The 25,019-nt window shown below is 52.6% G+C and carries 23 protein-coding genes; 16 read left to right on the top strand and 7 right to left on the bottom strand.

The features are described from left to right. Nucleotides 1–15: 15 nt before the first annotated feature. The 3 genes from NST96_RS20360 (at nucleotide 16) to abc-f (ending at nucleotide 4,435) form a co-directional block, all read left to right on the top strand. Entirely contained in the window at nucleotides 16–954 is a 939-nt protein-coding gene (locus NST96_RS20360; protein ID WP_003389058.1) for an AEC family transporter, read from the top strand. A gap of 104 nt (nucleotides 955–1,058) precedes the next feature. Continuing rightward, entirely contained in the window at nucleotides 1,059–1,874 is an 816-nt protein-coding gene (locus NST96_RS20355; protein ID WP_172920257.1) for a stalk domain-containing protein, read from the top strand. A 485-nt stretch (nucleotides 1,875–2,359) separates the two neighbouring features. Then, entirely contained in the window at nucleotides 2,360–4,435 is a 2,076-nt protein-coding gene (abc-f, locus tag NST96_RS20350) for an ABC-F type ribosomal protection protein (RefSeq protein WP_243014053.1), read from the top strand. A gap of 244 nt (nucleotides 4,436–4,679) precedes the next feature. On the opposite strand, the gene NST96_RS20345 is transcribed toward abc-f, so the two are convergent. After that, on the bottom strand, nucleotides 4,680–5,846 hold the full coding sequence (locus NST96_RS20345; protein WP_003389061.1) for a tetracycline resistance MFS efflux pump: 1,167 nt from the start codon (nucleotides 5,844–5,846) through the stop codon (nucleotides 4,680–4,682). A 166-nt stretch (nucleotides 5,847–6,012) separates the two neighbouring features. Here NST96_RS20345 and NST96_RS20340 point away from each other — a divergent pair, with 166 nt between their 5' ends. The 6 genes from NST96_RS20340 to NST96_RS20315 all read left to right on the top strand — a co-directional run bounded on the left by NST96_RS20340 (nucleotide 6,013) and on the right by NST96_RS20315 (nucleotide 10,266). Next, nucleotides 6,013–6,411, top strand: a complete 399-nt coding sequence (locus NST96_RS20340; RefSeq protein WP_024983871.1) for a hypothetical protein — start codon at nucleotides 6,013–6,015, stop codon at nucleotides 6,409–6,411. Then, nucleotides 6,408–6,602, top strand: coding sequence for a YqgQ family protein (locus NST96_RS20335; protein WP_342404346.1), 195 nt, complete (start codon nucleotides 6,408–6,410; stop codon nucleotides 6,600–6,602). Before NST96_RS20340 ends, NST96_RS20335 begins: the two co-directional genes overlap by 4 nt. 225 nt (nucleotides 6,603–6,827) lie before the next feature. Further along, entirely contained in the window at nucleotides 6,828–7,436 is a 609-nt protein-coding gene (locus NST96_RS20330) for a phospholipid methyltransferase (protein ID WP_172920256.1), read from the top strand. Nucleotides 7,437–7,439: 3 nt separating this feature from the next. Continuing rightward, entirely contained in the window at nucleotides 7,440–8,057 is a 618-nt protein-coding gene (locus NST96_RS20325) for a DedA family protein (protein WP_003389067.1), read from the top strand. 15 nt (nucleotides 8,058–8,072) lie between these two features. Further along, nucleotides 8,073–8,774, top strand: a complete 702-nt coding sequence (locus tag NST96_RS20320) for a response regulator transcription factor (RefSeq protein ID WP_003389068.1) — start codon at nucleotides 8,073–8,075, stop codon at nucleotides 8,772–8,774. Then, complete coding sequence (locus NST96_RS20315; protein ID WP_003389069.1) at nucleotides 8,758–10,266, top strand: HAMP domain-containing sensor histidine kinase; 1,509 nt, start codon at nucleotides 8,758–8,760, stop codon at nucleotides 10,264–10,266. Before NST96_RS20320 ends, NST96_RS20315 begins: the two co-directional genes overlap by 17 nt. Before the next feature lie 13 nt (nucleotides 10,267–10,279). Here the strand turns inward: NST96_RS20315 and NST96_RS20310 are convergent, their stop codons facing one another. Both NST96_RS20310 and NST96_RS20305 read right to left on the bottom strand, forming a co-directional pair. Continuing rightward, nucleotides 10,280–10,717 (bottom strand): NUDIX domain-containing protein, encoded by a 438-nt coding sequence (locus NST96_RS20310; RefSeq protein WP_003389070.1) that lies wholly within the window; start codon nucleotides 10,715–10,717, stop codon nucleotides 10,280–10,282. 16 nt (nucleotides 10,718–10,733) lie between these two features. Then, the gene (locus tag NST96_RS20305; RefSeq protein WP_003389071.1) at nucleotides 10,734–10,895 is read right to left on the bottom strand and encodes a hypothetical protein; all 162 of its coding nucleotides are present in this window, start codon (nucleotides 10,893–10,895) and stop codon (nucleotides 10,734–10,736) included. Between the two features lie 173 nt (nucleotides 10,896–11,068). On the opposite strand from NST96_RS20305, the gene tkt reads away from it, so the two are divergent. The 4 genes from tkt to ltrA all read left to right on the top strand — a co-directional run bounded on the left by tkt (nucleotide 11,069) and on the right by ltrA (nucleotide 18,564). Then, nucleotides 11,069–13,075: a transketolase gene (gene tkt, locus NST96_RS20300; RefSeq protein ID WP_003389072.1), complete on the top strand. Its 2,007-nt coding sequence runs from the start codon at nucleotides 11,069–11,071 to the stop codon at nucleotides 13,073–13,075. Between the two features lie 613 nt (nucleotides 13,076–13,688). Continuing rightward, nucleotides 13,689–16,214 carry a PBP1A family penicillin-binding protein gene (locus NST96_RS20295; protein WP_171506728.1) on the top strand — a complete coding sequence of 842 codons (2,526 nt, stop codon included), beginning with the start codon at nucleotides 13,689–13,691 and terminating at the stop codon, nucleotides 16,212–16,214. A gap of 100 nt (nucleotides 16,215–16,314) precedes the next feature. Next, on the top strand, nucleotides 16,315–16,659 hold the full coding sequence (locus NST96_RS20290) for a hypothetical protein (protein WP_003389074.1): 345 nt from the start codon (nucleotides 16,315–16,317) through the stop codon (nucleotides 16,657–16,659). 606 nt (nucleotides 16,660–17,265) lie between these two features. Continuing rightward, nucleotides 17,266–18,564 (top strand): group II intron reverse transcriptase/maturase, encoded by a 1,299-nt coding sequence (gene ltrA / locus NST96_RS20285; RefSeq protein WP_024985477.1) that lies wholly within the window; start codon nucleotides 17,266–17,268, stop codon nucleotides 18,562–18,564. A 273-nt stretch (nucleotides 18,565–18,837) separates the two neighbouring features. Here the strand turns inward: ltrA and NST96_RS20280 are convergent, their stop codons facing one another. Continuing rightward, nucleotides 18,838–20,250: a L,D-transpeptidase family protein gene (locus NST96_RS20280; RefSeq protein ID WP_039071253.1), complete on the bottom strand. Its 1,413-nt coding sequence runs from the start codon at nucleotides 20,248–20,250 to the stop codon at nucleotides 18,838–18,840. 63 nt (nucleotides 20,251–20,313) lie between these two features. Between NST96_RS20280 and NST96_RS20275 the strand changes: the two genes are divergently transcribed. After that, nucleotides 20,314–21,042 (top strand): AAA family ATPase, encoded by a 729-nt coding sequence (locus tag NST96_RS20275; protein WP_003389078.1) that lies wholly within the window; start codon nucleotides 20,314–20,316, stop codon nucleotides 21,040–21,042. A gap of 20 nt (nucleotides 21,043–21,062) precedes the next feature. Here the strand turns inward: NST96_RS20275 and NST96_RS20270 are convergent, their stop codons facing one another. The 3 genes from NST96_RS20270 to trmB form a co-directional block, all read right to left on the bottom strand. Continuing rightward, a complete protein-coding gene (locus NST96_RS20270; protein WP_031933143.1) occupies nucleotides 21,063–21,938 on the bottom strand; it encodes a YwqG family protein in 876 nt (291 codons plus the stop codon). Between the two features lie 77 nt (nucleotides 21,939–22,015). Then, nucleotides 22,016–22,210, bottom strand: a complete 195-nt coding sequence (locus NST96_RS20265; RefSeq protein WP_003389080.1) for a hypothetical protein — start codon at nucleotides 22,208–22,210, stop codon at nucleotides 22,016–22,018. A gap of 138 nt (nucleotides 22,211–22,348) precedes the next feature. Then, entirely contained in the window at nucleotides 22,349–22,990 is a 642-nt protein-coding gene (gene trmB / locus NST96_RS20260; protein ID WP_003389081.1) for a tRNA (guanosine(46)-N7)-methyltransferase TrmB, read from the bottom strand. Between the two features lie 411 nt (nucleotides 22,991–23,401). Here trmB and NST96_RS20255 point away from each other — a divergent pair, with 411 nt between their 5' ends. After that, nucleotides 23,402–23,902 (top strand): C40 family peptidase, encoded by a 501-nt coding sequence (locus NST96_RS20255; protein WP_003389082.1) that lies wholly within the window; start codon nucleotides 23,402–23,404, stop codon nucleotides 23,900–23,902. A 257-nt stretch (nucleotides 23,903–24,159) separates the two neighbouring features. After that, nucleotides 24,160–24,999 (top strand): MurR/RpiR family transcriptional regulator, encoded by an 840-nt coding sequence (locus NST96_RS20250; protein WP_003389084.1) that lies wholly within the window; start codon nucleotides 24,160–24,162, stop codon nucleotides 24,997–24,999. Nucleotides 25,000–25,019 lie beyond the last annotated feature (20 nt).

Raw genomic sequence — 25,019 nt, 5'->3', positions numbered from 1 at the left:
GGGAGGCACTCATATATGGAAATATCGCTGCTGCTCCAATCGATTCTGCTGATGGCGGTGATCATTGCGATTGGAAGTGTGATCGGATATCGTCAACCGCTGACGGGGGAATCCCGTCAGCTCATCATCACGATTATCGTCAACGTGGCTATGCCGTGCATCATTTTGGACGGGGTGTTCCAGACGCCGATCGACAGCCAGACGATGACGCAAATTGTTATCATTTTTGGTATTTCCGTACTATTGAATTGTCTCGGCATCCTGCTCGGTTGGCTGGGGGCGCGGACCTTGCCTTTGCCGGAAAAGAAACGGCGCGAGATGGCGATTCTCTCCGGATTGGGGAATACGGGCTTTATCGGACTCCCGCTCTGCGCGGCGCTGTTCGGGCCAAAAGGAGCGCTTTTGGCAGCCGTATTTGATGCGGGGGTGGACGTCGTGATGTGGACCGTAGCGGTAATGATGCTCCAGGAAAAAGGGGCCTTTAGTCTGAAAGGCTTGAAGGCGATGGTCAATATTCCGATGATCGCCATCGTTCTCGGACTGGGAGCGGCCATGGCGGGATTCATGCCTCCGGAGCCGGTCAAGCATCTGGTCGGCACGCTGGCAAAGCTGGCTTCTCCGCTTGCGATGATGTACATAGGGATGCTGCTGCCGCTGCTGCTCAGGAAAAAGCCCCATTTCTCACTCCCGGTTCTGGGCATGCCGCTGACCTTCAAGCTGATCGTCTTTCCGCTGTCCGCTGCTTTGCTGCTGTCCGTTCTCCATTTGGATGGGGAGATTACCCGTGTCGCGATCATCCAGGTAGCGATGCCGACGCTGACGATGGCATCGATCCTGTTCGCGCGATACGCGGCAGATGAAGAGATGGGGGCGATGACGACGGTTTTTTCGACCCTGCTGGCCCTCGTTTCCATCCCTGCTGTCATCATGGTGGGTAATTTTTTCTTGCGATAACGGGCACTCTCCTTCATGAAGATTGTTTTGATTGATTGTGAAACGTTTCATGGCGATACACAGTCAAACAAGGTAAACCGGCTGTATTAATGGAGGAATTGAACATGAGAGGAAAACGTGCAATCGCTTGTTTGATCGGGCTTCAACTTTTGATGGCAGTACCTGTGGGCGCTGCGGGGAATGCATCCGGCAACGCAGCCGCCAGTCCGGCAAGCAACACACAAATTTCCGTAAACGGGCAGGCTTTGCAGTTGAAGCAGCCAGCCATCATCATCGACGGCCGTACGTATTTGGCGATTGAAGACATGGCGGGCATCCTGCAAGCAAAGTGGCAAGCCAGCAACAATCAAAAAGAGGTCGCTGTCACTCTGCCTGACGGAAAGACTATCTCCTTTCAGATAAACACGAAGCGGGTCGCTGTCGACAACAAGTGGTCGGAGATCGACCAGGGCGCGATTCTCCACAACAAGCAAATGTATGTGCCGCTCAGATGGATGACGGAGAAAAGCGGGTACGAGTTGAAATGGAATCCCCAAACGAGGACGGTGGAAATCGTGGCGCCAGTGGGAAATGAAGAGTTCAAGCAAGTGGACCTCGCTTCGCTGAGCGAGGACGAAAAAGCGTTTGTCCAGCAGGTAAAAGGGACGCAGGGCGTGCATCAAAAGGGTGATTTGTACGTGATCGCCCGCGGTCAGGCGCCCAACCCCGGTTACGGCATCGAAATCGTGAATACGGAAATGAGCTGGGAGCAGCTGAAGGTGTACGTGAAGCTGACCAAGCCGGAGCCGGGCCGGATGTATGCGCAAGTGATTTCGTATCCGTTTATCGTGGCCAAGGTTAAGCTGCCGCCGTATACAACGCTGCTCGTGCTGGATGCCAATACGAAAAAGCCGTTGTTTGAAGGGGCGCAAGGGATGTAATCCGGAATTCGGTCAAGCAATGGGTGTCAGAGCAGGCGATTGCCCCACACGGGATCAGCCGGCCTTGCCCTCTTTTTTGAAGCGAAAGCCGACAGGTTTGCCGTATTCAATTTAAGCGGCTGCCCAGTTGTCTTTTTAAAAAGAGTCGTGTATAGTGAAAATATTGGAAAATGCTCATCCTCAGGAAGGAGGTGCAGGTACGTGTTTGGAACCGTTCAAGCTTGGTTTGTTGTGGAAACCAGCAGTATGACACATGATTTTTTGCTCCAAGGGGGAAGTCTGCCCTTTTTTGGTCATACAACCGAACGGAACAAAACAGGCGTACCGTGCATCGATACTTGCAACCGCAGGTGACAAGGCGAACTGAATCATAGTTCGTCAACCACCTTATCTTCTACACGCAACCGATGCCGCAGGTTTATGCCTGCGGCTTTTTGCTGTTTTCATTTACATTTCAAGTGAGCCGACCTGAGGAGGAAAAAATCATGATCGTCGTTTCTGCACAGAACATTCATAAAGGCTATGGAGCAAACCCCGTACTGGAAGGGGTAACGCTGGAGATCAAAGCAGGAGAGCGGGTCGGCTTCGTCGGCCCCAATGGAGCGGGAAAAACTACGCTGTTCAAGCTGTTGGCCGGATTGGAGCAGCAGGATCAAGGAGAGCTGTTTAGGGCAAAGGGAAGTGTCTGGGCCTATTTGCCGCAAAACCCGCAGTACCCGGAAAATTGGACGGCACAGGACGTGATCGCCAGCGCTTTTGCGGATGGTCTCCGCTTGCAGCAGGAGATCCGGGAGCTGGAGCGGCAGATGAGCCTCGTGACCGCAGAGGACCGCGATCTGGAGCGGCTGATCCATCGCTATCAGCAGAAGCAGGAAGCTTTTGAGCAGTTGGGCGGGTATACGTGGGAGGTCCGCATGGCGCAGGTGATCGAAGGCTTGGGCATCGAAGAGTGGCTGCTGTCAACGCCGTTCGTACAGTTGAGCGGCGGAGAGAAAACGAAGGTCGGCCTTGCCAAGCTGTTGTGCGAGAGAAGCGATGTGCTGCTTCTCGATGAGCCGACCAACCATTTGGATGTAGACGCCATGGAGTGGCTGGAGGGCTTTCTCAAAGACTACGCAGGGACAGTCCTGTTGATCTCCCATGACCGTTTTTTCCTCGACGCCGTCGTCACGTCGATTTACCATGTGGACGGGGGCGAGGTGGAGCATTACCTGGGCAATTACAGCTATTTTGTCACGGAAAGGGAAGAGCGGCTGCTCCGCCAGTTCGAGGCTTACCAGGAGCAGCAGAAAAAGATCAAGAAAATGCAGGAGACGATCAAGCGCTTGAAGGAGTGGGGAAATCGTTCTAATCCGCCGAATGAAGCGTTTCACCGCCGCGCCAAAAGCATGGAAAAAGCGCTGGCAAGGCTGGAGCGGATCGAACGTCCGCGGATGGAAGCAGAGCGGATGGGACTGTCCTTTCAAAAGACGGACCGCAGCGGCCAGGATGTCCTGATCGCTTCCGGACTGTGCAAGTCATACGGGGAGAAATGCTTGATGAATGGGGCCGATCTGCTGCTCCGATACGGTGAAAGAAAAGCTCTGCTTGGCCCTAATGGCTGCGGGAAATCGACGTTTATCAAAATGCTGCTCGGGGAGGTAGCCCCCGACAGCGGCACAGTCAAAGTGGGAGCCAGCGTCAAGGTCGGATACCTTTCACAGCAAGCGCTGGAAGGCGATCAAAAGCAGAGAGTGATCGACGTTTTCCGGGAAACAGCAGCCGTCTCCGAAGCGGAGGCGCGCCACCGTCTTGCCCGCTTTCTCTTTTACGGCGAGCATGTGTTTAAACGAATCGGCCAATTGAGCGGCGGAGAGCGCATGAGACTGCGCCTTGCCCAGCTTGTGCACCAGGAGATCAACCTGCTCATTCTCGATGAACCGACCAACCATCTGGACATCGAGGCGCGCGAAACGCTGGAGGAAGCGCTGGCTGACTTCCGCGGGTCCTTGTTCATCGTCTCGCATGACCGCTACTTTTTGCAGAAAATGGTAAACGGTGTTTTCTGGATCGAGGAAGGCAGGCTCATGCACTATGAAGGCACGTTCCAGGAGGCGGTCGAAAAGAGAAAGCTGGAGAAAGAAAAAGAAAAAGAGCGAGAAAGAGGCTCTTCGAGACAGGGCCGTCCAGGAGCGTCGGCGATAAAGGCGAATGAAGAAGCGAAGCCTGGCTTGGGCCAAACACCAGGAGCAGGAGCCAAAACCGAGAAGCAAGACACGTCCGCGATCGCTACCGAAACACGTCCGCTTCCAAATGAAAATACGATGCCCGAAACACCACCCTCTATGGCAATTCAGCAGCCATCGCCGCAGTCTTCTCCCAAGCGAATCAATACGTATAAGCTGGCGGAGCTGGAGCGGCGGATCGAGACTCTGGAAGCAAGACGGGATGAATTCTTGCAGCTTTTGTCGCAAGGCTCCGATGACTATACGCAATTGATGGAGTGGCAGTCCGAGCTGGAAGCAGTGGAGGCAGAAAGAGAACGGCTGTATCTGGAATGGCTGGAGATGCAGGAAGGCTGACTCCCTGATTCGGAAGAGAAGGGGCTTGTGAGTTCCCAGGTACGGAATCCATTTGGTTCCGTACCTTTTGCAACCTTTTGCCATACGTGCTGTAAGAGAGATTGGGAGAGGGGGAATGCATGTGTGGTATTCGCTTGACTTACATCCTCTTCAATTATGCTCACAAACAATAAAAAGCAAAGCACATTCCCGAAAAGGACGGCTTTGCTTTTTATTGTTTTGTAACTAATGAAATTCAGCCTGATCACGCTTCTGCCCGCTCCGGCAACCGGTGGTACCTTGTCCGGAACAACACCAGCATGATGACCATCAGCACCCCTCCGATGATGAACGGCCCGCTGGCAAACCATCCGTAGACGGCGCCGCCGGCGAGCGGACCGAGGATGCGGCCGAGACTGTCCATCGAGCTGATCGCGCCGCTCGTTACGCCCTGGCCCTGTGAGGTGCGCTGTGTAATCATGGCAGTTCCGGTCGCCCGAATCATGCCTTGTCCGGCTCCGAACAGCGACAGTGTCAAAGCCAGTGTCCAGAAGCTGGCGGCGAGCGGAATCGTGAAGAAACCGATGCCGTACAAGGCAAGCCCGATCGTCAGGACGAGCGGCTCGCCCAGCCGCTTCACCAGTCTCCCGATCAGTCCGCCCTGGACAAACGCGGAGATGATCCCCATGACGAGAAACATGTACCCGAGGTCCTTCGAGGTAAATCCGTACAGGTGATTGATGTAGAGGGCAAAGGTGGTCTCCAGGCCGGAAAAGGCAAAGGAGACGACAAACATGATGCCGTACATCAGCGACAGGGGACCGAACAGGACGGAGAAGACATTTCCCTTTTTTTCGCGTGTTTGCCCTGTCCGCTTTTCCTTTGGCAAGCTTTCCGGGAGCGCGAATAAGATGATAAGGAACGTCAAAAAAGCCACACCGCCCGAAGCAAAAAACGGAACGGAGAAACCATACGGACTGAGGAATCCGCCGATCGCCGGACCGAATACAAAGCTCAGTCCGATTCCGGCGCCAATCACCCCCATGCCTTTGGCGCGTTCATCGGAGGGAAAGACATCGGCCACCATCGCAGTTACGGTCGGCAATGCGGCAGCCGAGACGATGCCTCCAAGAATCCGGTATGCAAGCATTTCTGTATAGGTATCCGCTATCCCGAACAGGATAAACGTGATGGAAAAGCCAAACAGGCCAAACGAGATCAGAGGCTTTCGTCCGATGCGGTCCGAAAGCGCCCCCCAGATGGGAGCAAACAGCAACTGCATGACGTTGTAGCTGGCGAACAAGATTCCGATTTGCAGGGAAGAAGCGCCAATGTTTTCGGCAAAGTACGGCAAAATGGGTATGATGATGCCGAACCCCAGCATGGTGAGGAAGGCGATCAGAAACAGTAAGGGGAGGTACTTCTTTTTCACAAACACTTACCTCTTTCCGGCAAAAAATGTGATGCTGTTTCCACCTTACGTGAACGGTCGGATGAAGTCAAGCAAGCCCAAGGGACGAGTGGGCCAAGACATGGTATACTGTTGAAATGACATGAAATCGTCATAGGAAGAGCAATCGACGTAGGAGTGTTGAATGATGTCTACCGCCATGATGGTATACCTGGCCTGGCAAGAGGATGACTGGCTGGATGAAATTCTCGACCGCTTCAGCGAGGTTCGGGCAATGGTCCCCAACGCCAAGACGTTTCGCTTGCTGAAGGAGGAGAAGGATTCGCAGCAGATCGACCGATATGTCATCGTCCTGAATGCCGCCTACGAGCAAGAGGAGTGCCGCCAGTTTTTGCAGCAGTGGGAAGCGGACGGCCGATCCGCCCACGACTCGCTCTACATCGTAGGGTTGAAGCCGGATGAACAGGAAAGCTGGCAACGTGCTTATCCGCAAGCGAACATTATCGTGATTACGGGATTTGCTGTCGAATTCGACTACGATTCCGTATTGTCGCAGATGGAATCCGATCTGGAGGGATCGCGTTGAACGGACGTGAAGGATTTGACCTGCAGTCTTTTTTGCGGCGGTTTAGCCTCTTCATCTATACCGGAGATCCGGAAGGTGATCTGATCTTGCTCGAAGATGAGATTCGCGAGCTGTACCAGCTTGGCATGATCGAGAAGGAAGAAATGTTCGAGGCTCTTGGAGCGCTAAAGCAGCACAAAAAACGGATATAGCCCTTGCTGCCTGCAACCGCCGCTTTTTTTGCCCTGCCTGCAGGAAAACGGCCATTCACTTTCGGATCATAGGAGCGTTTGTTGCGAGAAAGAGGAATCGGTATGGAAGAGCCGAGTCCTCTTTTTTGCTTGCTGAACATATCTTCAGAAAATCTTAAGTTTTTTCCTCTCTTTTTGCTAAGGAATTCCGGGTAGGATTAGGGCAGTGAGAGGAGTGACGGAAAGATGAAAAACACGTATGAAAGAGTAGGGTGTCTGGAGCCGATGCTTGCGCCGATTACCGACAAGCTGGTCTTTGCCGCCCGCTTCCTTTCTTCTCCGCAGACTGTGGGCAGCATTGTCCCAAGCTCTCGCCAGCTAACGGAACGGATATTGTCACCTGTGGACTGGGAACGTGCTGCCGCTGTAGCGGAGCTGGGAGCAGGAACAGGTGTTTTTACAGACGCGATTCGAAAGGCAAAGAGAAAGGATTGCCAGGCGCTCATTCTGGAGCAAGATGATACCATGCGGGAGAGGCTTGTCCGCCGCTACCCCGATCTGCTTTTCAGCGATGACGCCAGGAAGCTGACACAAGCGATGGAGGAGCACGGCATGGGGCAGTTGGACGCGGTGATCAGCGGCCTACCCTTTGCGAACTTTCCTCAAGGGCTTCGCGATGAGATACTGGATCAGGTGGAGGCTGCGCTGAAGCCGGGAGGCGTCTTTGTGCAGTTTCAATACTCCTTGCAAATGAAAAAGAAGCTGGAGAAACGCTTCGGAAGAGTGGCAATCCGGTTTGTGCCGTTTAACTTTCCATGTGCCTTCGTTTATGTATGCCAAAAGAGGGGGGGATAAGTCATGGAAACGGATATGATTACCAGCATGGTTGCCCAGTACGGGTATCCCGCGCTGTTTCTCTCCCTGTGGCTGGGGATCGTGGGAATGCCGATTCCCGACGAAATGATCGTGATGACAGCCGGAGCGATTACGGCTCAGGGCTGGCTCCAGCCGGTTCCGGCGTTCATCGCGGTCTATCTCGGAGTCGTCTCGGGACTGTCGCTCGGATATTTTCTCGGGTACCGGGTGGGAGCGCCGATTCTGCGGTGGCTCGCGCGAAAGCTGAACGGAGAAAAGTACCTGAAAAAGGCGGAGGGGCTGCTTGAGCGCTACGGGAATGGCGCGATATGCCTCAGCTATTTTTTCCCCGTCATTCGCCACGTCGTCCCTTATCTGGTCGGGATTCAACGGATGTCGCTGCGTCGCTATGCACTGTACTCGCTGCCTACGGGCTTTGTCTGGACGCTCAATTACTTCATGGCCGGCCGCCTGTTCGGCACTCATCTGGAATCGATCACAGAAGGTGTCCAAACCTACGGGTGGATTACTTTATGTGTGCTTGCGCTGTTCGCGGGGCTGTACGTGGTAATCCGCCAGCGCAAAGGGACACGCGTGTTTTGGGGGCAAAAGGAACAGTAACAGGAGGAAGAGATTGTGGAAGAGATAACGATTCTGGTCGTGGATGATGAGGAAGAGATCCGCAATCTGATCGCGATTTACTTGCAAAACGAAGGCTACCGCGTGCTGAAGGCGGCGGATGGTGTGGAAGCGCTGGAGATGCTGAGGCGGGAAGAGGTTCAGCTTCTCATCCTCGACGTGATGATGCCCCGCATGGACGGAATCCAGGCGTGCCTCAAAATCCGCGAACAGCAGCATCTGCCGATTATCATGCTTTCGGCCAAGTCCCAGGATATGGACAAGATATACGGGCTCAGCACCGGCGCCGACGACTACATGACAAAGCCTTTCAATCCGCTGGAGCTGATCGCTCGGGTCAAGTCCCAGCTGCGCCGTTACCTGAAGCTGAATCAAGTGAGCGCACTGCGGGAGGACGAGCTGGAGATCGGCGATCTGCTGATCAATACGGCTACCCGCGGGGTCAAGGTCAGCGGCCGGGATGTCAAGCTGACGCCGACCGAATTTGCCATCCTGGAGCTCCTCGCCCGTCACCCGGGAGTCGTCTTCAGCACGGAGCATATTTACGAACGGGTATGGAAAGAGTCCTTTGGCCAGTCAGACAACACGGTGATGGTGCACATCAGGAAGCTCCGCGAGAAGATCGAGGAGGATACGCGCAAGCCGAGGTACATCAAGACCGTTTGGGGAGTTGGATACAAAATTGAGAACGCTTTTTAGGTGGCTGTCGCCGATTCGCTGGATCAAGACGGCGTACAGGTGGACGAAAACGGGGTTCTTTTTCCTGGTGGAATACTGCGAGCGGAGTCTTCGCTTCCAGTTGATCCTGACCTTTTCCTTTTGCATATTGGCAGCTGTTCTGGCGTCCTCTGTTGTCAATTTGCTGACAGAGGATATGTACCGCAGGCCTTACGTTGATTACAGCTACAGCATGGAGTCCATGGACTGGGAGACACGGGATCTGGCGAGACGAATCCAGGAAGGGGAGGTTGAAGACAACCAGTACCTCCAGGAGCTGATGAATCGCGCGCAGGAGCTTCGCGGCGTGCAAATGCTGCTGGTCGATCTTGACGGCAAAGTGCTGATGAAATCGTCGAGAGCGACAGAAAGCCAGGTTGATCTCTACTCGGTGATCAGCAAAGCGATGGAGCTTCGCAGCGGCCAAAATTGGCAGGGGGAGCGCCAGGAGTTTACGGCATTTTACCCGGTTGAGCTGAACGGACAGAAAGGGTATGTGATCGCCCGGGGAATTCCGGAGGCCACGATTCAATATCAGGTCGAATTTAACGGCTTTGTGCCGTTCTCATTCGTTTTGGTCTTTTTTTATCTGTTTTACCGCTTTACAAAGCGAAAGACCGGATACATCGAAGAGCTGGCCGCGAGCTTGCTGGTCATCTCGCAAGGCAAGCTCGATCATCGGGTAAACGTACGGGGTGAGGACGAATTGGGTTCGCTTGCGCGGAACATCAATCGCATGACAGAAGAATTGCAGGAGAATATCGAGCGGGAGCGGCGGGCTGAGCGGACAAAAGCCGAGCTGATCACGAATGTCTCCCACGATTTGCGGACTCCGCTCACATCGGTCATCGGGTATTTGCGGCTGCTTCGGGACAACGCCGGAAGCGAGCAGGAGCGCAGCGAATACACCCGGATCGCGTATGAAAAAGCAGAGCATTTGAAGCGGCTCGTGGAGGACTTGTTTGAATACGCCACACTGAGCGGGCAGGGTGTCCAGCTACATCGGCAGCATGTCAGCCTGACGGGGATGCTGGAGCAGCTAGTCGAAGAGTACGTGCCTTTAGCGGAGGAGCAGCAGCTGACGTTTTGCAAGAAGCTGCCGGCGGATCGCATCTACGTGAGCGTCGATCCGGAAAAATTTGTCCGCGTGCTGGAAAATCTGTTCAGCAACGCGATCAAATACGGGCACAAGCCTGGCAATATCGACATCTCTCTTATGAGAGAGGGAGAAGGAGTAAGACTGACGGTCGCCAACAAGGCAGACGATCTGTCCAATGAGGATCTCAGACGCATGTTCGAGCGTTTTTATCGGGTCGAAAAATCCCGTTCGCGGAAAACGGGAGGAACGGGATTGGGGCTGGCGATTGTCAAAAGCATCGTGGAATTGCACGGAGGAAGCATCCGGGCAGAGCTTCAGGAAGGGATTCTTTCCTTTCACATCTGGCTGCCAGCGGATGCTCAAGAGGCGCGGTAATCCGCGTCTTTTTTCAATTCCAGCCAAAGCTGTCAAACCACTGATTGTTCTGAAAGTTGGCGATAGCCTGTCGAACATACGGGATGACGTTGTCCGGCAGCTCGCCTGTATGGGCCCAGCGCAGCTCGTCGCATTTGTCCGGCTCAGCATTGACGATGGAGCCTGTCCATTTTTCTGCAGCGAGAAAAAAGTCGATCCTCTCGTCCAGCGACTTGCGGTGCATGACGCCGACGACGCGCAAATCCTCCGGGGCAATCTCGATGCCTGTCTCCTCCCTCGCTTCGCGAATGGCGGCAGACTTCACTTCTTCGCCGCCGTCGAGATGACCGGCAGGGACGCTGTAGTTGCCATCCTCGTAGCCCGTGTTGTAGCGGCGCAGCAGCAGGATTTCGTCACCACGGAGCAGAAACAGATGAACCGCTGCAGGCAGTGTGTAGCGTTCTTTTTTCATGCCAGTCTTCCTTTCTTTATTCCCTGGAATCATGGGTAGGTTGATGCGTTTCCGCCGCTTTTTGCTTCAGGTACTTGTCCCTACGGCGCAGAGCAGGCGAGGTGACCATGGCGTACAGCAGCATGCCTACTCCGGCAAGGCCGAGAATGATCCCGATAGTCAAGTATCCCATATGCATGAAAATGCCCTCCTTTTTTCAGCCCCAGGCATGATTGTCTCCTTGAACTGTGATATAATTTGATGAGTTGTTTTTGGCAAGGGAAGAAGGTATTTCAGGCGATCTGCCGGCTTGTGCCGGACGCTTGGATCACCCCGAAAATCTCACATAAAAACGCAGGGAGGCTCCACTTGATGACTCAGCACACGTCTGTTGATCAACTGGCAATCAACACCATCCGAACGTTGGCGATCGACGCGATCGAAAAGGCCAATTCCGGTCACCCGGGCATGCCAATGGGTTCAGCGCCGATGGCTCATGTTTTGTATAGCCGTTTTATGAAGGTGAATCCGCGCAACCCGCAGTGGGTTGACCGCGATCGCTTCGTGCTTTCGGCCGGACATGGCTCTATGCTATTATACGCGATGTTGCACCTGATGAAATACGATGTTTCTCTGGAAGACCTGCACAACTTCCGCCAATGGGGAAGCAAAACGCCTGGGCACCCTGAATTCGGGCATACGCCTGGGGTGGATGCGACCACGGGTCCACTGGGACAAGGGATCGCGATGGCTGTCGGCATGGCGATGGCCGAAAAGCATATGGCGGCTGTCTACAACCGCGAAGGCTTCGACATCGTCAACCACTACACGTACGCGATCTGCGGCGACGGCGACCTGATGGAAGGCGTGTCCAGCGAGGCATCTTCTTTGGCAGCCCACCTTAAATTGGGCAAAATGATCGTTCTGTACGATTCCAATGATATTTCTCTGGACGGAGAGCTCTCCCTGTCTTTCTCGGAAAGCGTGGCGCAGCGCTATCAGGCGTACGGCTGGCAATACCTGCGCGTCGAGGACGGAAACGATCTGGCCGCGATCGAAGCGGCAATCGCAGAGGCGAAGCAGGATTTGGATCGTCCGACGCTGATCGAGGTAAAAACCGTCATCGGGTACGGAAGCCCGAACAAGAGCGGCTCCAGCAAATCGCACGGCGCTCCGCTCGGCAAGGAAGAGGCGGCATTGACCAAGCAGCAGTACGATTGGAAATATGAAAATGAATTCCACGTACCGGAACAGGTAGCCGATTTCTACAGCAAGCTGGCAGAGGCGGGAGAGCAGGCAGAAGCGGCTTGGCGCGACCGTTTTGCCGAGTATGCCAAAGCATATCCTGAACTGGCCGAGCAATTCCGGACGGCTGTGGAGGGCAAACTGCCGGCTGGCTGGGACAGCCAAATGCCTGTTTACGAGGCTGGTGCGAAGCTTGCTACCCGCGCGGCATCCGGTAGCGCGATCAACGCCCTGGCGAAAACCGTTCCATTCCTGTTCGGCGGATCGGCTGACCTGGCGTCTTCCAACAATACACTGATCAAAGAAGCAGGCAACTTCCTGCCGGGTACCTACGAAGGCCGGAATATCTGGTTTGGAGTCCGCGAGTTTGCGATGGGTGCTGCTTTGAACGGGATGGCCCTGCACGGCGGCCTGAAGGTATACGGTGCGACGTTCTTCGTCTTCTCCGACTACCTGCGACCTGCTATCCGCCTGTCCGCACTGATGAAACAACCAGTCATCTACGTCTTTACGCATGATTCCATCGCGGTTGGCGAAGACGGCCCGACTCACGAGCCAATCGAGCAATTGGCGTCTCTGCGCGCGATTCCTGACCTGACTGTACTGCGTCCGGCTGATGCTGTCGAGACGAACGAGGCATGGAAATACGCCGTATCCCGCACTGACGAGCCGGTCGTACTGGTCCTGACCCGTCAAAATCTGCCGGTCATGGCTGAAACGCTCGAAAAAGCGGCAGAAGGCGTAAGCAAGGGAGCCTACGTGTTGGCCGATGCGCCAAACGGCCAGCCGCAGCTGGTCTTGATCGCGACCGGTTCCGAGGTGTCTCTGGTCATGCAAGCCCGCGAAGCACTGGCAGAGCGCGGCATTCAGGCTCGCGTCGTTTCCATGCCGAGCTGGGAGCTGTTCGAGCGCCAGCCGCAGGAGTATCGCGACGCAGTCATCCCGCCTGCTGTCAAAGCGCGCTTGGCTGTCGAGATGGGCTCTCCGCTCGGCTGGGAGCGCTATGTCGGCGACGGCGGCAAAGTGCTCGGCATCAATATGTTCGGGGCGTCCGCTCCGGGCGAGCGCATCATGAAAGAGTACGGCTTTACTGTCGAGAACGTGGTGGCAGAGGCGGAAAAGCTGCTCAAATAACGAGAATCATACGAGGCTGATTAAACTCTTTTTGTACATTGCAAAAAAGGAGGCAGTCCCTTGTGTCTAAACAGACATAGGGCTGCCTCTTTGATATTGAAACGAACCGAATCATATAGGATTGCAGTGCTTTTTGTACAACTTTCAACTATTCAATAAAGTAGTACATGATCTATAGTTTTCTTCTCCACCAATTCATTTAACAGTCGTTCCCGAACCTGAAACATTCAAGAAGCTTTATTTTGCATGTGCCAGACCCGCCTTTTCTTCCTGGGTGATCACAAGCCCAACCTTCCATTCACATTCATGCTTCTTAGCCAAATCTAGTCATTAGAGTTTATTTCTATATGTTGAAAACGGAATTACTATACAATAAGCTATTTTAATATGATTGAACTATGATTAAACTATTCGAGTCTTGCTATCTGATTTGAGAAAATCAAGTTGCAAGGTAAAACTTTTCTTCCCCTTGGCTAAACAAGGAATTTATTACCTAAAAAATTTTTTTGTTGCATAGTCATGAAGTAAAAAAATACTGACTAATGTAGACAGGAAACTTTTTTTGTTCCTATCCGTCTAAAAAGGTGGGAGAGAAAGAACTAGGAGGTCAATTATGGCAGCAAAGGCTAGACAACGGGTTAAAAAGAAAAATAAGATGCTATTGTTTGCCGTTTCCTTTGTCATTTTTTTGTTTCTGAGCGTTATTGGAGGCTACTTCTCCCTGCTGTATGCAGGGGAAAAAATGATCGATACAACGAAACTCGAAGATCTGAAAGCTGAACCGTCCATTATTTATGACAAAAACGGTAAAGAAATGATGAGCCTGGTAAGACAAAAAAATAGTGACTACGTTCCTTTTAGCCAAATTTCACCAATGCTGATAGATGCTTTGTTATCCGTGGAAGACAAACGGTTTTATGAACACAAAGGGATCGACATGATTAGGATTGGCGGGGCCATTATCAATGATATTCAAAAAGGATCATTGGCTGAGGGAGGAAGTACGATTACTCAGCAATTGGCTCGAAGAGTGTTCCTTTCTCTTGAAAAAACATTTTGGAGAAAAACGAAAGAAGTAAGCATAGCTATTGCACTGGAACGCAACTACTCCAAAGACCAGATTCTGGAGATGTATTTGAATCAGATTTACTTTGGAGAGGGCGTGTACGGTGTAGGAGATGCAGCTAAATTATACTTTGATAAAAAGCCTTCTGATCTAACAATTTCAGAAGCAGCAATGCTCGCAGCCATACCGAAAGCTCCGTCTACGTATTCTCCATTTGCCAATCCGGAAAAGGCAAAGGAAAGACGGGATACCATTCTGCGATTAATGTACGAAGATGGGCACATCACGAATGAGCAAAAAGAAAAAGCGCAAGCGGAACCACTCCCAAAAGAGCATAAAAATACAACGGAAAATAGCTCAAAAAACGTAAATCGGGCATTTATCGACTACGTCTTCCGGGAAGCAGAAGCCCGCTATAATGTCACAGAAGAAGAGCTTTACCGCGGCGGCTGGTCCGTCTATACGACATTGGAGCCCAATATACAGGACGCGATGGTCAAGGCGTACGCAAACGAGAAGAACTTCCCCAAACCGGGACCGAAGCGTGCTGTGGAGTCGGCAATGGTCGTCGTCGACGCCAAGAACGGAGGCATCGCCGCATTGATGGGCGGCCGCAATTACACGGCCAAGGGCTTTAACTACGCGACAGACATGGCCCGTCAGCCAGGTTCGTCGTTCAAGCCGCTTGCCGTCTATGCGCCTGCAATCGATACGGACATCCACAAATGGAACGCGCACTCTATGCTGTCCAACAAGCGCCAGAGCTTCAACGGCTATGAGCCGCGCAACTACAACGGAAAGTACAGCGAATCCATCAGCATGATGAGGGCGCTGATCAATTCCGACAACGTCCCGGCCGTCTGGCTGCTCAACGAGATCAGCGTGAAGACGGGGATGAACTACATCGAGAAGTTTGGCATTGAGCTGTCGCCGGATGACCGCAACCTGGCCATCGCCCTCGGAGGATTGAGCAAAGGTACCTCCCCGCTGAAAATGGCCCAGGCGTACACCACCTTCGCCAACGGCGGGGTGATGGCCGAAGCGCATATCATCGAGAAGCTGGAAAACAAGCGGTCAGGTGTGGAGCACGTCTTTGAAGCGAAAGAAAACCGGGTACTGAAGCCGGAAGCGGCATGGGAGGTTCACACGATGCTGGAGCGTGCCGTCCAGGAAGGTACAGGACGCGCGGCAAAAATCTCCGGTCGCCCTGTAGCCGGGAAGACAGGTACGACGCAGTCCATCGCTGGAGACAGCGGCGTAAACAAAGATGCATGGTTCGTCGGCTATACGCCAGAGTACGTAGGGGCCGTCTGGATGGGCTTCGATCCTGAAGACAAACAGCACTTGATGCGGCAAGGAAGCAGTCTGACCGCGAAAATGTTCTCCATGGTGCTGGGAGAAGGCCTGAAAGGCGTCAAGTCCCGCGGCTTTGAGCCTCCGGCCGGTATCCAGAGGCAGCAGGAGGAAGAAAAAGAAGAAGTCCTGCCTGTGCAGCTCGCTGCCGACATGACGCTGGATGAAGATAAGCTGAAGGTCGTGCTCAGTTGGATCGGCGGAAGCCCGGATTACACGTATGATGTTTACCGGTTCACAGACAACCCGGAAAACCGGGAGAAGGTCGCATCGGGATTGCGTGAAATGTCCTATGTAGATACGCTGAACGGTCCGACGATGTACAAATATATCGTAGTTCCGCGCGATGCGGACGGCGAAGAGAAAACGCCGTCCAACGTCGCCGAAATAAACATGAGCCAACTGGAAAACCTTTTGCGGGAAGGCGAGCATCATGATGATGGCCAGATGCAGGACGGTGACATTCCGATTGACGGAGGCATGGATAACGGCGAGTGGCCTGGGCAGGGCAATGGCAACGGAGGTAACGGCCAAGGCAACGGTAATGGCGGAAACAACGGCAACGGAAACAACGGACAGCCGGATGGCCAGCCGCCTGTGGCGCCGCCAGACATTGTACCGCCTGGGGAGGGGGACTCGCAGTCTCCGCCCCAGGGAATCGAGCTGCCGCCTCCTCCCGACCAGGGCCAGCAGCCGGGTTCTGACGGTTTCAACGGCTAGAATGCAGACACTTCCAAACAATTGACGCTCGTACAACTATTTTCACGTCATGGCACACGTGGTACAATACATGTAAATCGGGAGACAGGAGGGACTGTCCATGAAAGACTTCACACAGGAGAATTTACAAGTATTTTTCCGGGAAAAGCTACGTGGTGCCAAAGTGAACTTTGAACGTGCTCTCGACTGTAAACACACCGATTTTGACGACCTGTACCCATATATGAATGAGCAACCGCAGTTCTTCTGGTACAAACGCTATGTCGCTTGGTCGGAGCTATTGACAGTCGTTCGGTTGGCGGAAGAGCTGGGGATCGAGTGGAAGGATGAATTCAACGAGCAGCAGGTAGAATTCATCACCGGCAAGGTTCTGCAGGGCAAAGTGCTGGATCAATGGCATCCAGAGACCGAGCCGGAGGAAACCCTTAGCAACGTGGAAGAATAAGTACTGGTTGCAGCTTTATAAACAACAAAAGCAATATCCTTGTAAATGAAGTACGCGCTCTCACAACGGGAGCGCGTCTTTTTGTGTGGAGCGTGCCCAGCAAGCCGTTAATTGCTAGTTGGTGAAAGTCCAACCGAGGCAGGAGCCAAGTCACCTCGTAGCTGACAGGCAACTGGTGGAGAAATCCTAAGGTTGAAGCCCTGTGACAAAGTAACTCGAAAGAGTGCGAGCAAATCAGCAGGCCGTAACATAAAGTGAATCCTGCAGCCTCGTTAAGAAAGACCACCGAGAGGTGGACAAAGGGAAGCCGAGCTTGTTTCATATGGGCGAAGGCCAAGGACGGTGTGGAGAACTTGGAATACAGCACCTATGAATCCCTCGGGGTATGGGGAGCGGTATGTTGAGAAAGTAGTTAACGGAACTGGGGAGACCCTACTCTGCACGCCCCGTCAGGAGCGTAAAACGGAAACCTATAACCGTAAGGGAAGTGGTGGATGGCAGAGAGGGAGTCGGAGGGGTTCATAGTACCGATGAACATAAGGACAACACAACCTTATGGAGGGAAGGAGCCCTGCTTTGTTCACGGGTCGAAGGAGGTAAGAGTGAGTGAATGCAAGTAAACTTGCTAACTACACCGATGTAAAAGCTCGACAACTTTGGACAACCCTATATCTTTGTGCCAAGGCAAACTCAAAACGGCGATTTCATGCCTTGTATGACAAAATCTACCGCCCGGATATTCTAGCGACAGCTTGGAGGAGAGTAAAAGCAAATAAAGGGAGCGGAGGAATCGACGGACAATCCATCGCACAGATTGTGGAGGAGTATGGGGAGAGCCGTTTTCTTAACGAGATCTATCTAGATTTAAAAGAAAAGCGGTATCGTCCACATCCGGTTCGTCGAACTTACATCCCTAAACCGGATGGCAAGAAACGTCCACTCGGCATCCCGACGATCAAGGATCGGGTGGTCCAAATGGCTACTAAGCTAGTCATTGAACCGATCTTTGAAGCTGATTTTCGGGACTGTTCTTATGGCTTTCGGCCAGGAAGAAATGCTCACCAGGCAATTGCACAGATACGCAAAGCAAGCAAGAGGTGTTATTGGGTCGTAGATGTTGACATTAAAGGGTATTTCGACAACATCAACCATGAGAAGTTGATGAAACTGGTCGAAATGAGAATCAGCGACAGACGTGTTCTGAAACTTATCCGACAATGGCTGCAGGCTGGGGTCATGGAAAATGATCAATTCCATGAAACAGAACTGGGAACTCCGCAAGGAGGGGTAATCTCGCCTCTTCTTTCAAACATCTATCTAAACTACATGGACACCATTTGGGAAAATCAATTCTCCCATCTTGGCACACTTATCCGCTATGCGGATGACTTCGTTATCATGTGCAGAACCAAACAAGAAGCATTGGAAAGCATTCAAGTGCTGATGGCTATTCTAAACAAGCTGGAGCTTAGTCTCAGTAAAGAGAAATCTAGACTCGTTAATATTTGGGACAATTCCACTGGGTTTGACTTTCTTGGGCTGCACCATCGCAAATTCCCCGTGTTCAACAAAGGGGGGAGCAAGGTATTTGCTATGTCTCATGTACCAGCTAAGAAAGCAATGAAGGAAATGAGACGTAAAATTAAGGAATACACTGCACCAAGGAACAAACTGTTTCTGTCTCTAGAAGAGCTAGTGAAAGGGCTAAATCGCAAGCTAAGGGGGTTCAAGAACTACTACTTCATCTCGCCCATCGCCAAACGATGGGCAAGACGGATAGACTGGTATGTGATTGAACGCCTTACAATCTTCTGCAACAAGAAAAGAAGCAAGCGGAATAAACATGCCGGAAAGCTGAAGGTCATACAAAACACGCAGGGTAGTTTATTGAAATTAGCCGGATAAAGTAAGCCGAATGCCAAAGAAAGAAGAACATCGGAAAGCCGTATGAGGGAAAACCTCACGTACGGTTTGATGAGGGGGAGCTGAAATGAGCAAGGCGACCATACGGTCGCCCGAAAGTTTCAGTTCTCTACTCTACAAGGAATCGGTTGGCTCTTATACTTTTCTCAGCGTCCAACCTCTGAAACACTTCTTGAAATCGCTGCTTTGGGAAACGGCTTTCGCTTTTCCTCCCAATATTTGCAGCGTAACATTCCCATGCAAGCCCCGTCCTACTCAATGAAGCCAATGATAGGTGACCCCGCGTGTCTCTTCCTCAGGCCCTGCCGCCAGGACGTAAGGGCCCGGATTAGCCCATTGCGATACGGGCGGTGTTCGGTCGGAGATGATGACCTCAGTTCCTGTCGCGGCGAATGTGTACAGCTCCTCGACATCCGGATTGTGCAGGCGGATACAGCCCAGCGACATAGATTTTCCGATGCTGTCAGGCTGATTGGTGCCGTGAATCGCATAGCCGTCCGACTGAAATACGAGGCCGCGTGAACCGTATATATGGTCATGACCCTCGGGGCGGTTTATCTTTTTTTGAATCGTAAAATACCCCTCCGGCGTGCTGCCGTTTTTTCCGATGCCGATCGGATATCGTCTGACGACGTGCGGGCCGCTGGCAAGCGTCATCGTGTGCCCAGCCTGATGAACCTGAATCTGCAAGGGCTGAAGCGGGATGAAAGGCTCGGGGTAGCCCTGCAAGGGAAGGACGTTCTGCATGCTTTCCCAGGCCGATTCCGGGCGAAAAAGAGCAGGATAGTACGGCCAGGCCGTCAGACCGCTCGCGGGAGTCGGGACAGGCACCTCCGGCAGCGAGTTGGCCGGGTACGAACCGGCGAGACGGTCCAGTGATTCAGGCAGGTAGCCTTTTTGCTGATACGTACGGTACAGCGCATTCCGCAATATCAGCACCTGCTCCAGTGCCCGCTGTTCCTCTGCCAAGGCCGACCGGGCATTTTGCACGGCAGGCTTGTCCAGACAATCGCAAGCCTGATCGAACCAGACGTCCTGCAGTACCGTCCGGCTGACAGGGTCGTAACGCAACAGGCCGCGCACCTCAGCAGGCCGATAAAACAGAAGCGGAGTAAACAGCGGTGCTCCAGCCACCTCAGGAACAGCCAGCACGATGTACGGCTGCTTCAAGGAGGGACGTCTTGCGGCCGCATAGGCTTCGACTTGACTCCGCAATTGCGAGCGGCTCACATTTCCCGGGACCGCAATCACTTCGACATGGGGCCGCTGCAGGTGAGCAGGCACAACACTCTCCGGGGAGGCGCTCTCCTTCGGCTCGGTGAGCGGACTTGGCGAATAGACAAACTGTCCGAATAAAAAGAGCAGGGAGGCGAGCAAAAGGCGCGTTGTTCGCTTCCACATGGTCCTTCGACGTTTCCGCAGCAAATCATGATACGCATCCCGGAGCTGCTCCGAGAAATCATCGGCAGGCAGGTGCAGCCCGCGCCGATACGCCTCCAGAGCCTGGTCCTCGTTTCCCAGGCGCTCCCGTTCCATTCCCAGGTGGTACCACCCTACAGCCAGGTCTGGATGGTTTTCAGTGAACCAGCGATAGAAGGAAAGGTCGGTCCGATCTGGATATGTAATATGGTATGAACTTTTTTCCTGGAGAAATTGAACCTTGTTCACGAAAAACCCTCCCTATTGGAAATATCGGCCAGTTCAGGGAAAATGGTGAGAGGGGGCGAGAAAATGATCTATCTGCGAACCATCTACTTGCTGAGAGAACGCTTTTTGACAAAGACAGGCTATCCGTTTTCACTGCCTGCCTACCGGGAGCTGGAGCGCATCGATCTGACAAGCAGTGTCACGTTTTTGGCAGGGGAGAACGGCTCAGGAAAATCCACTTTGCTGGAAGCGATTGCGTATCAATGCGGGTTTCATACGGCCGGAGGCTCGCGGGCCAACTCCTACCACGTCGATCGGGCGGAAGCGGCATTGGGTGATTATATCCGCCTTTCCTGGATGCCGAAAATGACGGACGGATTTTTCCTCAGGGCGGAGAGCTTTTATCAGTTTGCCAGCCATATCGACGAGGCAGAGCGCATCGAGCCAAACGGTTACCGTGCGTACGGCGGCCGTTCCCTGCACGAGCAGTCGCACGGGGAGTCGTTTCTTTCGCTGTTTGCAAACCGTTTCAACGGAAAGGGCATTTACCTTTTGGACGAGCCGGAGGCGGCATTGTCCCCGATGCGGCAGCTAGCCTTTCTGTACCTCATGATGGATTTGGTGAAAGAGGGGGCGCAATTTCTCATCGCGACACATTCGCCGATCCTGATGGGCTTTCCCGGAGCGACGATTCTAAGCTTTGACGAATCGCCGCTGGCGGAAGTTCGCTACGAAGAGACGGAACATTACCAGTTGACGAGAAGGTTTTTGGAGAATCGCAAAGCGTTCTTGGAGGAAACAAAACCGGATTAAAACATAAACATGCTGCAAATTCAACCGCCCTGCACGTCGCAAACCACGCGAGAAAAATCAAGCCGCTCCAGTGCGTCCTGCTCAATCCAGAAGTAGAGTCGGCCCACGTCTTCCCACATCATGCCGGTTTTGTCGTCTTCCGAATCCACCTGGAACAAAAGACGCCACTGCGAAGCGCGGGCCAGCAAATCCTCCTCGCTTTTCCGGTCTGCACCCTCAAGCAGGCGAACGCAGTGGACCTGCATGTCTCCCTGCATCGCGTCGGGGCAGCCCAGCAGACGGTTTTTCATATCATCGGGATGCTGAAATTTCTCGTCGAAGCGTCTGCCGAAAACATCCCAATACAGATCATAATCCTCCCGGTTAGTGCTCCAGCTCATGCCAAGCCCGGCGATGTCTGCCGACTCTCCGGGAGGAATCGTCCATTCTGTTAAAAACGATACGGAGGCGGGGGAGAAGACGGCTTCGGGATCGCAATCCTCCAGCTCTTCGGGCGGCGCTGTACGAATCAATTCGATACCGGCAGTATCAGGTACGTAAAGAACCTTTGCCGTTTGATGGGTATCGTAAAAACCTTTGACTCCATACATGGCGGATGCGGCGTAGAAAAACAGCAGCAGGCCCTGCTTGGGCAAGATCGGGTCAGCCAGCGGCGGCAGCTCGGCGAGATTGATTTGGGCGATAAAGGAGAGCGGATAGGACCTCCAGTACGGCCAACTCTCCCCGGCCGGTAGATCCGGCATGCCGCCGATTTTGGAAGCGCCAGAGGGGAGTGCATGCTCGTCCGGGACTTTCTGTGTGAATATTCGGTAAGATGGGCGGATCAACGGCTCGAATTTGTCGGCGTAAGCGTCAAGTCCGGATTCACGAAAGAGCGTGAGAATCTCGTGTTTCATCTTCATACATCCTTTCGGGGATAGGTAGATGCTCCCTTATGAGCAGATCCTCGCCTATGGGGAAGCGGCACTAACGGCTACTCTTTGCTGGACCGTTCCTTGAGCAAGTGGATGAGCATGTCCAGTTTCTCGTTTCGCGCCTGATCGTTTTTCGTCTTGTCCTTCATAAACCGGATGATACAAATCAGAAAGTATAGAATAAATCCGAACGATGCCAGCGTGATCAGCACGGGAATGAACGTAACAAGCGTAGGGACTCCAATAGTATGCATGTCTTCTCTCCTTTTCTCTGCATAAAATGGAAAATTGCTTCCATTATAGCATTTTAAGAGTTATGCTCCAAACGCCATATCGCTCTGCCATATAAAGAGGGGCAGCCTGGTTATCATCCAGACTGCCCCTTTTCACTATTAGCTGCGAAAAATCGCTTCGGTCCGATAGATTCGTTGACCGCGGGAAGAGAATCGCTCTTCGTATTCCGTCATCACGTTTTCCTCGGCCAGCGCCGATTGGTGCAGATCAAAAGTGATGTTGCGCAATTGAAAACGTTCGTTTGAAAACTGATTCAGCGAGAATTCAAACAGCTTCTCGTTGTCCGTTTTCAGGTGAATCTCCCCGTTTTTCTTCAATACCTGCTTGTACGTATTCAGGAAGCTGGCATAGGTCAGGCGGCGTTTCGCATGACGGGTTTTCGGCCAGGGATCGCTGAAGTTCAGATAGATGCGGGAGACTTCTTCAGCACCGAACAGGTCGGGAAGCAGCGCAGCGTTGTACTGGACGAAAGCCAGATTGGGAATCTCGCGCTTCTCGGTACGCTGTGCGGCACGGAGAACAACCTCCGCCTTCAATTCAATTGCAATGAAGTTGATGTCAGGGTGCCTCTCGGCCAAGGTGTTGATAAAACGGCCTTTGCCGCAGCCAATCTCGATATGGATCGGATGATCGTTTCCGAACCGTTCCTTCCAGCGTCCTTTCATGCCGGCAGGGTTGTCCACAAAGGTGGGATATTCGCGCAGGGCTTCTTCAGCACCTGGAATGTTACGCAGTCGCATAGGAACCTCCTTCAAACATAGCTCCTATTACTTTACGCCGTGTCGGGACAGGTTGCAAGCATGCAAATCATCCAAATAGACCAGTTCCATTTTTGACCTGCGAGCCTGCGTATCAAATGGGAAAATCTATGAGGTGAAATAGGCCATAAGTCGCAAAATACATATAAAATCCCGATTTTCCGCAGGCAAAAATTGGACCGGAATATTGGTAGATGATGGGGAGATAATTGACTGAAAATTTGACGAGATTCCCGCCGCTATGGGAACGAATGTGTCAACTGGAAATACGGGCCATTTGCGTTTGGCTGAGGTGGAAAGATTTTGGGAATTTAACAAGCTGTGGGGCGATGATAGAGTAAATGGCAAGCGAATAGTCAGCCAATTTGTTGACAAATAGGGAGGATGAACAGCATGAAACTTCGCAAATTACTCGTAGGAATTCTACTAGGGTCCGCTCTGGGCTTTACCGGAATCGTAGCACCAATGCCAGGAAACCACGAAGTAGCGGAAGCAGCATGGAGTCAGTCCCGTGCCGACAAAGTTATCAATACAGGGAAGCAATACCTTGGTACCCCGTATAAATTCGGCTCCAAAAGCAGCACGACTCGCACGTTTGACTGCTCGTCATTTGTGCAGCGAGTTTACAAGAAAGCCGTAGGGAAATCTCTTCCGCGTACTTCTCGTGCCCAAGCGAAGGTAGGAAAGAAGATTGCGAAAAGCAACCTGAAAAAGGGAGACCTGATCTTCTTCAAAGCGAGCCAGTATACAAAATCCACGCGCATCACACATGTAGCCATCTACGCCGGCAATAACAAGCTGTTACATACCTACGGAAAACCCGGGGTAACGTTCTCTACGTTCAAGGGGACTTCGTGGGAAAGAAGATTCGTTACTGCTAAACGCGTCTTGTAATCTCTACTATATCAATACGTGTCATTTGTCAAAAGGTTGCGCTAAGTCCAATTACACAAAATTTGTAAAAAGAAAGCTCTTGCCGGGGCTTTCTTTTTTTGCATGCAAAAATATTTTTCTGAAAATTTTATCTTTAGCTCTTTGACGCATAACTAGTTCGTGGTATAAATAGGATAATCTCTTTTGAAGGAATTTCTGCACCAAGAATAGTTCTATGAAGTAATTCATTCTGCAAATCCTGGGATGGGAGTGGATCCATGTCTTTTGAACAGCTCGTCAAGGAATCGTTTACCCAGTTGTCTTCCGGACAGAAAAAAGTAGCCGAGTACCTGCTGGAGAACATCGAGAAGGTAGCCTTCTATACAGCTGTACAGATCGGCAGGGAAGCAGATGTCAGCGAAACGACCGTGATCCGTTTTGCTTATGCGCTCGGATTCAGAGGTTTTTCCGACATGCAGGCGGCGATCCAGCAGTACGTTCTGGAAAGCAGCTCTTCCCGGTATGCAGAGCCCGCGCCGCAAGCGGGAGAGGAACCGAACATTTTTACACGGGTTATCGAACGGGACATTGTCATCCTGAGGCAAACGCTGCACCAGCTTAACCAGCAAGACGTCTGGAGAGCAGTGGACTGGCTGCTGGAGGCGGATCAGGTGCTGGTCGTCGGGTATCGTGCGTCCTATGCGGCGGCCCACTGGTTTACTTTCATGCTCGGGATGATCCGCAAGAATGTGCTCCTTATTCCCTTCAGCGGCGAGACGGAGGAGAGAATCGTCAGTCTCACGGAAAAATCAGTCGTCATGGTCATCTCCTTTCCGCGCTACACGAAGGACAGCATCCGGGTGGCGGAAGCAAGCAAGCGGATGGGAGCGAAGATTATCGCCGCTACGGATCGGCTCTTGTCTCCGGTCAGCCGCATCTCCGACATCGCGTTCACGACTGACATCAATATCGAATCCGGCCATTACTCCAATGCATCTGTCATCAATCTGTTAAATCTGCTGCTTGCCGGAATTGAAGAGAAATGCGGCGCGAACAACCAGACGAGAATGAAACAGTTGGAGCAGCTTTATTCCAACTGGGGCACTTTCGAGGAATAGTTTCCGATCTCAAAAAGGAG

It is taken from the genome of Brevibacillus sp. FSL K6-2834 (assembly GCF_038592925.1).
Lineage (GTDB): Bacteria > Bacillota > Bacilli > Brevibacillales > Brevibacillaceae > Brevibacillus > Brevibacillus borstelensis.
The sequence above is the reverse complement of the archived record's forward strand: the minus strand, read 5'-3'. Positions and strand labels throughout refer to the sequence as shown.

What these genes read in the sequence shown, in the direction of transcription:
- NST96_RS20360 (WP_003389058.1), top strand. Translation starts at nt 16, where the DNA reads ATGGAAATATCGCTGCTGCTCCAATCGATTCTGCTGATGGCGGTGATC.
- NST96_RS20355 (WP_172920257.1), top strand. Translation starts at nt 1,059, where the DNA reads ATGAGAGGAAAACGTGCAATCGCTTGTTTGATCGGGCTTCAACTTTTG.
- abc-f (WP_243014053.1), top strand. Translation starts at nt 2,360, where the DNA reads ATGATCGTCGTTTCTGCACAGAACATTCATAAAGGCTATGGAGCAAAC.
- NST96_RS20340 (WP_024983871.1), top strand. Translation starts at nt 6,013, where the DNA reads ATGTCTACCGCCATGATGGTATACCTGGCCTGGCAAGAGGATGACTGG.
- NST96_RS20330 (WP_172920256.1), top strand. Translation starts at nt 6,828, where the DNA reads ATGAAAAACACGTATGAAAGAGTAGGGTGTCTGGAGCCGATGCTTGCG.
- NST96_RS20325 (WP_003389067.1), top strand. Translation starts at nt 7,440, where the DNA reads ATGGAAACGGATATGATTACCAGCATGGTTGCCCAGTACGGGTATCCC.
- NST96_RS20310 (WP_003389070.1), bottom strand. Translation starts at nt 10,717, where the DNA reads ATGAAAAAAGAACGCTACACACTGCCTGCAGCGGTTCATCTGTTTCTG.
- NST96_RS20305 (WP_003389071.1), bottom strand. Translation starts at nt 10,895, where the DNA reads ATGCATATGGGATACTTGACTATCGGGATCATTCTCGGCCTTGCCGGA.
- tkt (WP_003389072.1), top strand. Translation starts at nt 11,069, where the DNA reads ATGACTCAGCACACGTCTGTTGATCAACTGGCAATCAACACCATCCGA.
- NST96_RS20295 (WP_171506728.1), top strand. Translation starts at nt 13,689, where the DNA reads ATGGCAGCAAAGGCTAGACAACGGGTTAAAAAGAAAAATAAGATGCTA.
- NST96_RS20290 (WP_003389074.1), top strand. Translation starts at nt 16,315, where the DNA reads ATGAAAGACTTCACACAGGAGAATTTACAAGTATTTTTCCGGGAAAAG.
- NST96_RS20275 (WP_003389078.1), top strand. Translation starts at nt 20,314, where the DNA reads ATGATCTATCTGCGAACCATCTACTTGCTGAGAGAACGCTTTTTGACA.
- NST96_RS20270 (WP_031933143.1), bottom strand. Translation starts at nt 21,938, where the DNA reads ATGAAACACGAGATTCTCACGCTCTTTCGTGAATCCGGACTTGACGCT.
- NST96_RS20265 (WP_003389080.1), bottom strand. Translation starts at nt 22,210, where the DNA reads ATGCATACTATTGGAGTCCCTACGCTTGTTACGTTCATTCCCGTGCTG.
- trmB (WP_003389081.1), bottom strand. Translation starts at nt 22,990, where the DNA reads ATGCGACTGCGTAACATTCCAGGTGCTGAAGAAGCCCTGCGCGAATAT.
- NST96_RS20255 (WP_003389082.1), top strand. Translation starts at nt 23,402, where the DNA reads ATGAAACTTCGCAAATTACTCGTAGGAATTCTACTAGGGTCCGCTCTG.
- NST96_RS20250 (WP_003389084.1), top strand. Translation starts at nt 24,160, where the DNA reads ATGTCTTTTGAACAGCTCGTCAAGGAATCGTTTACCCAGTTGTCTTCC.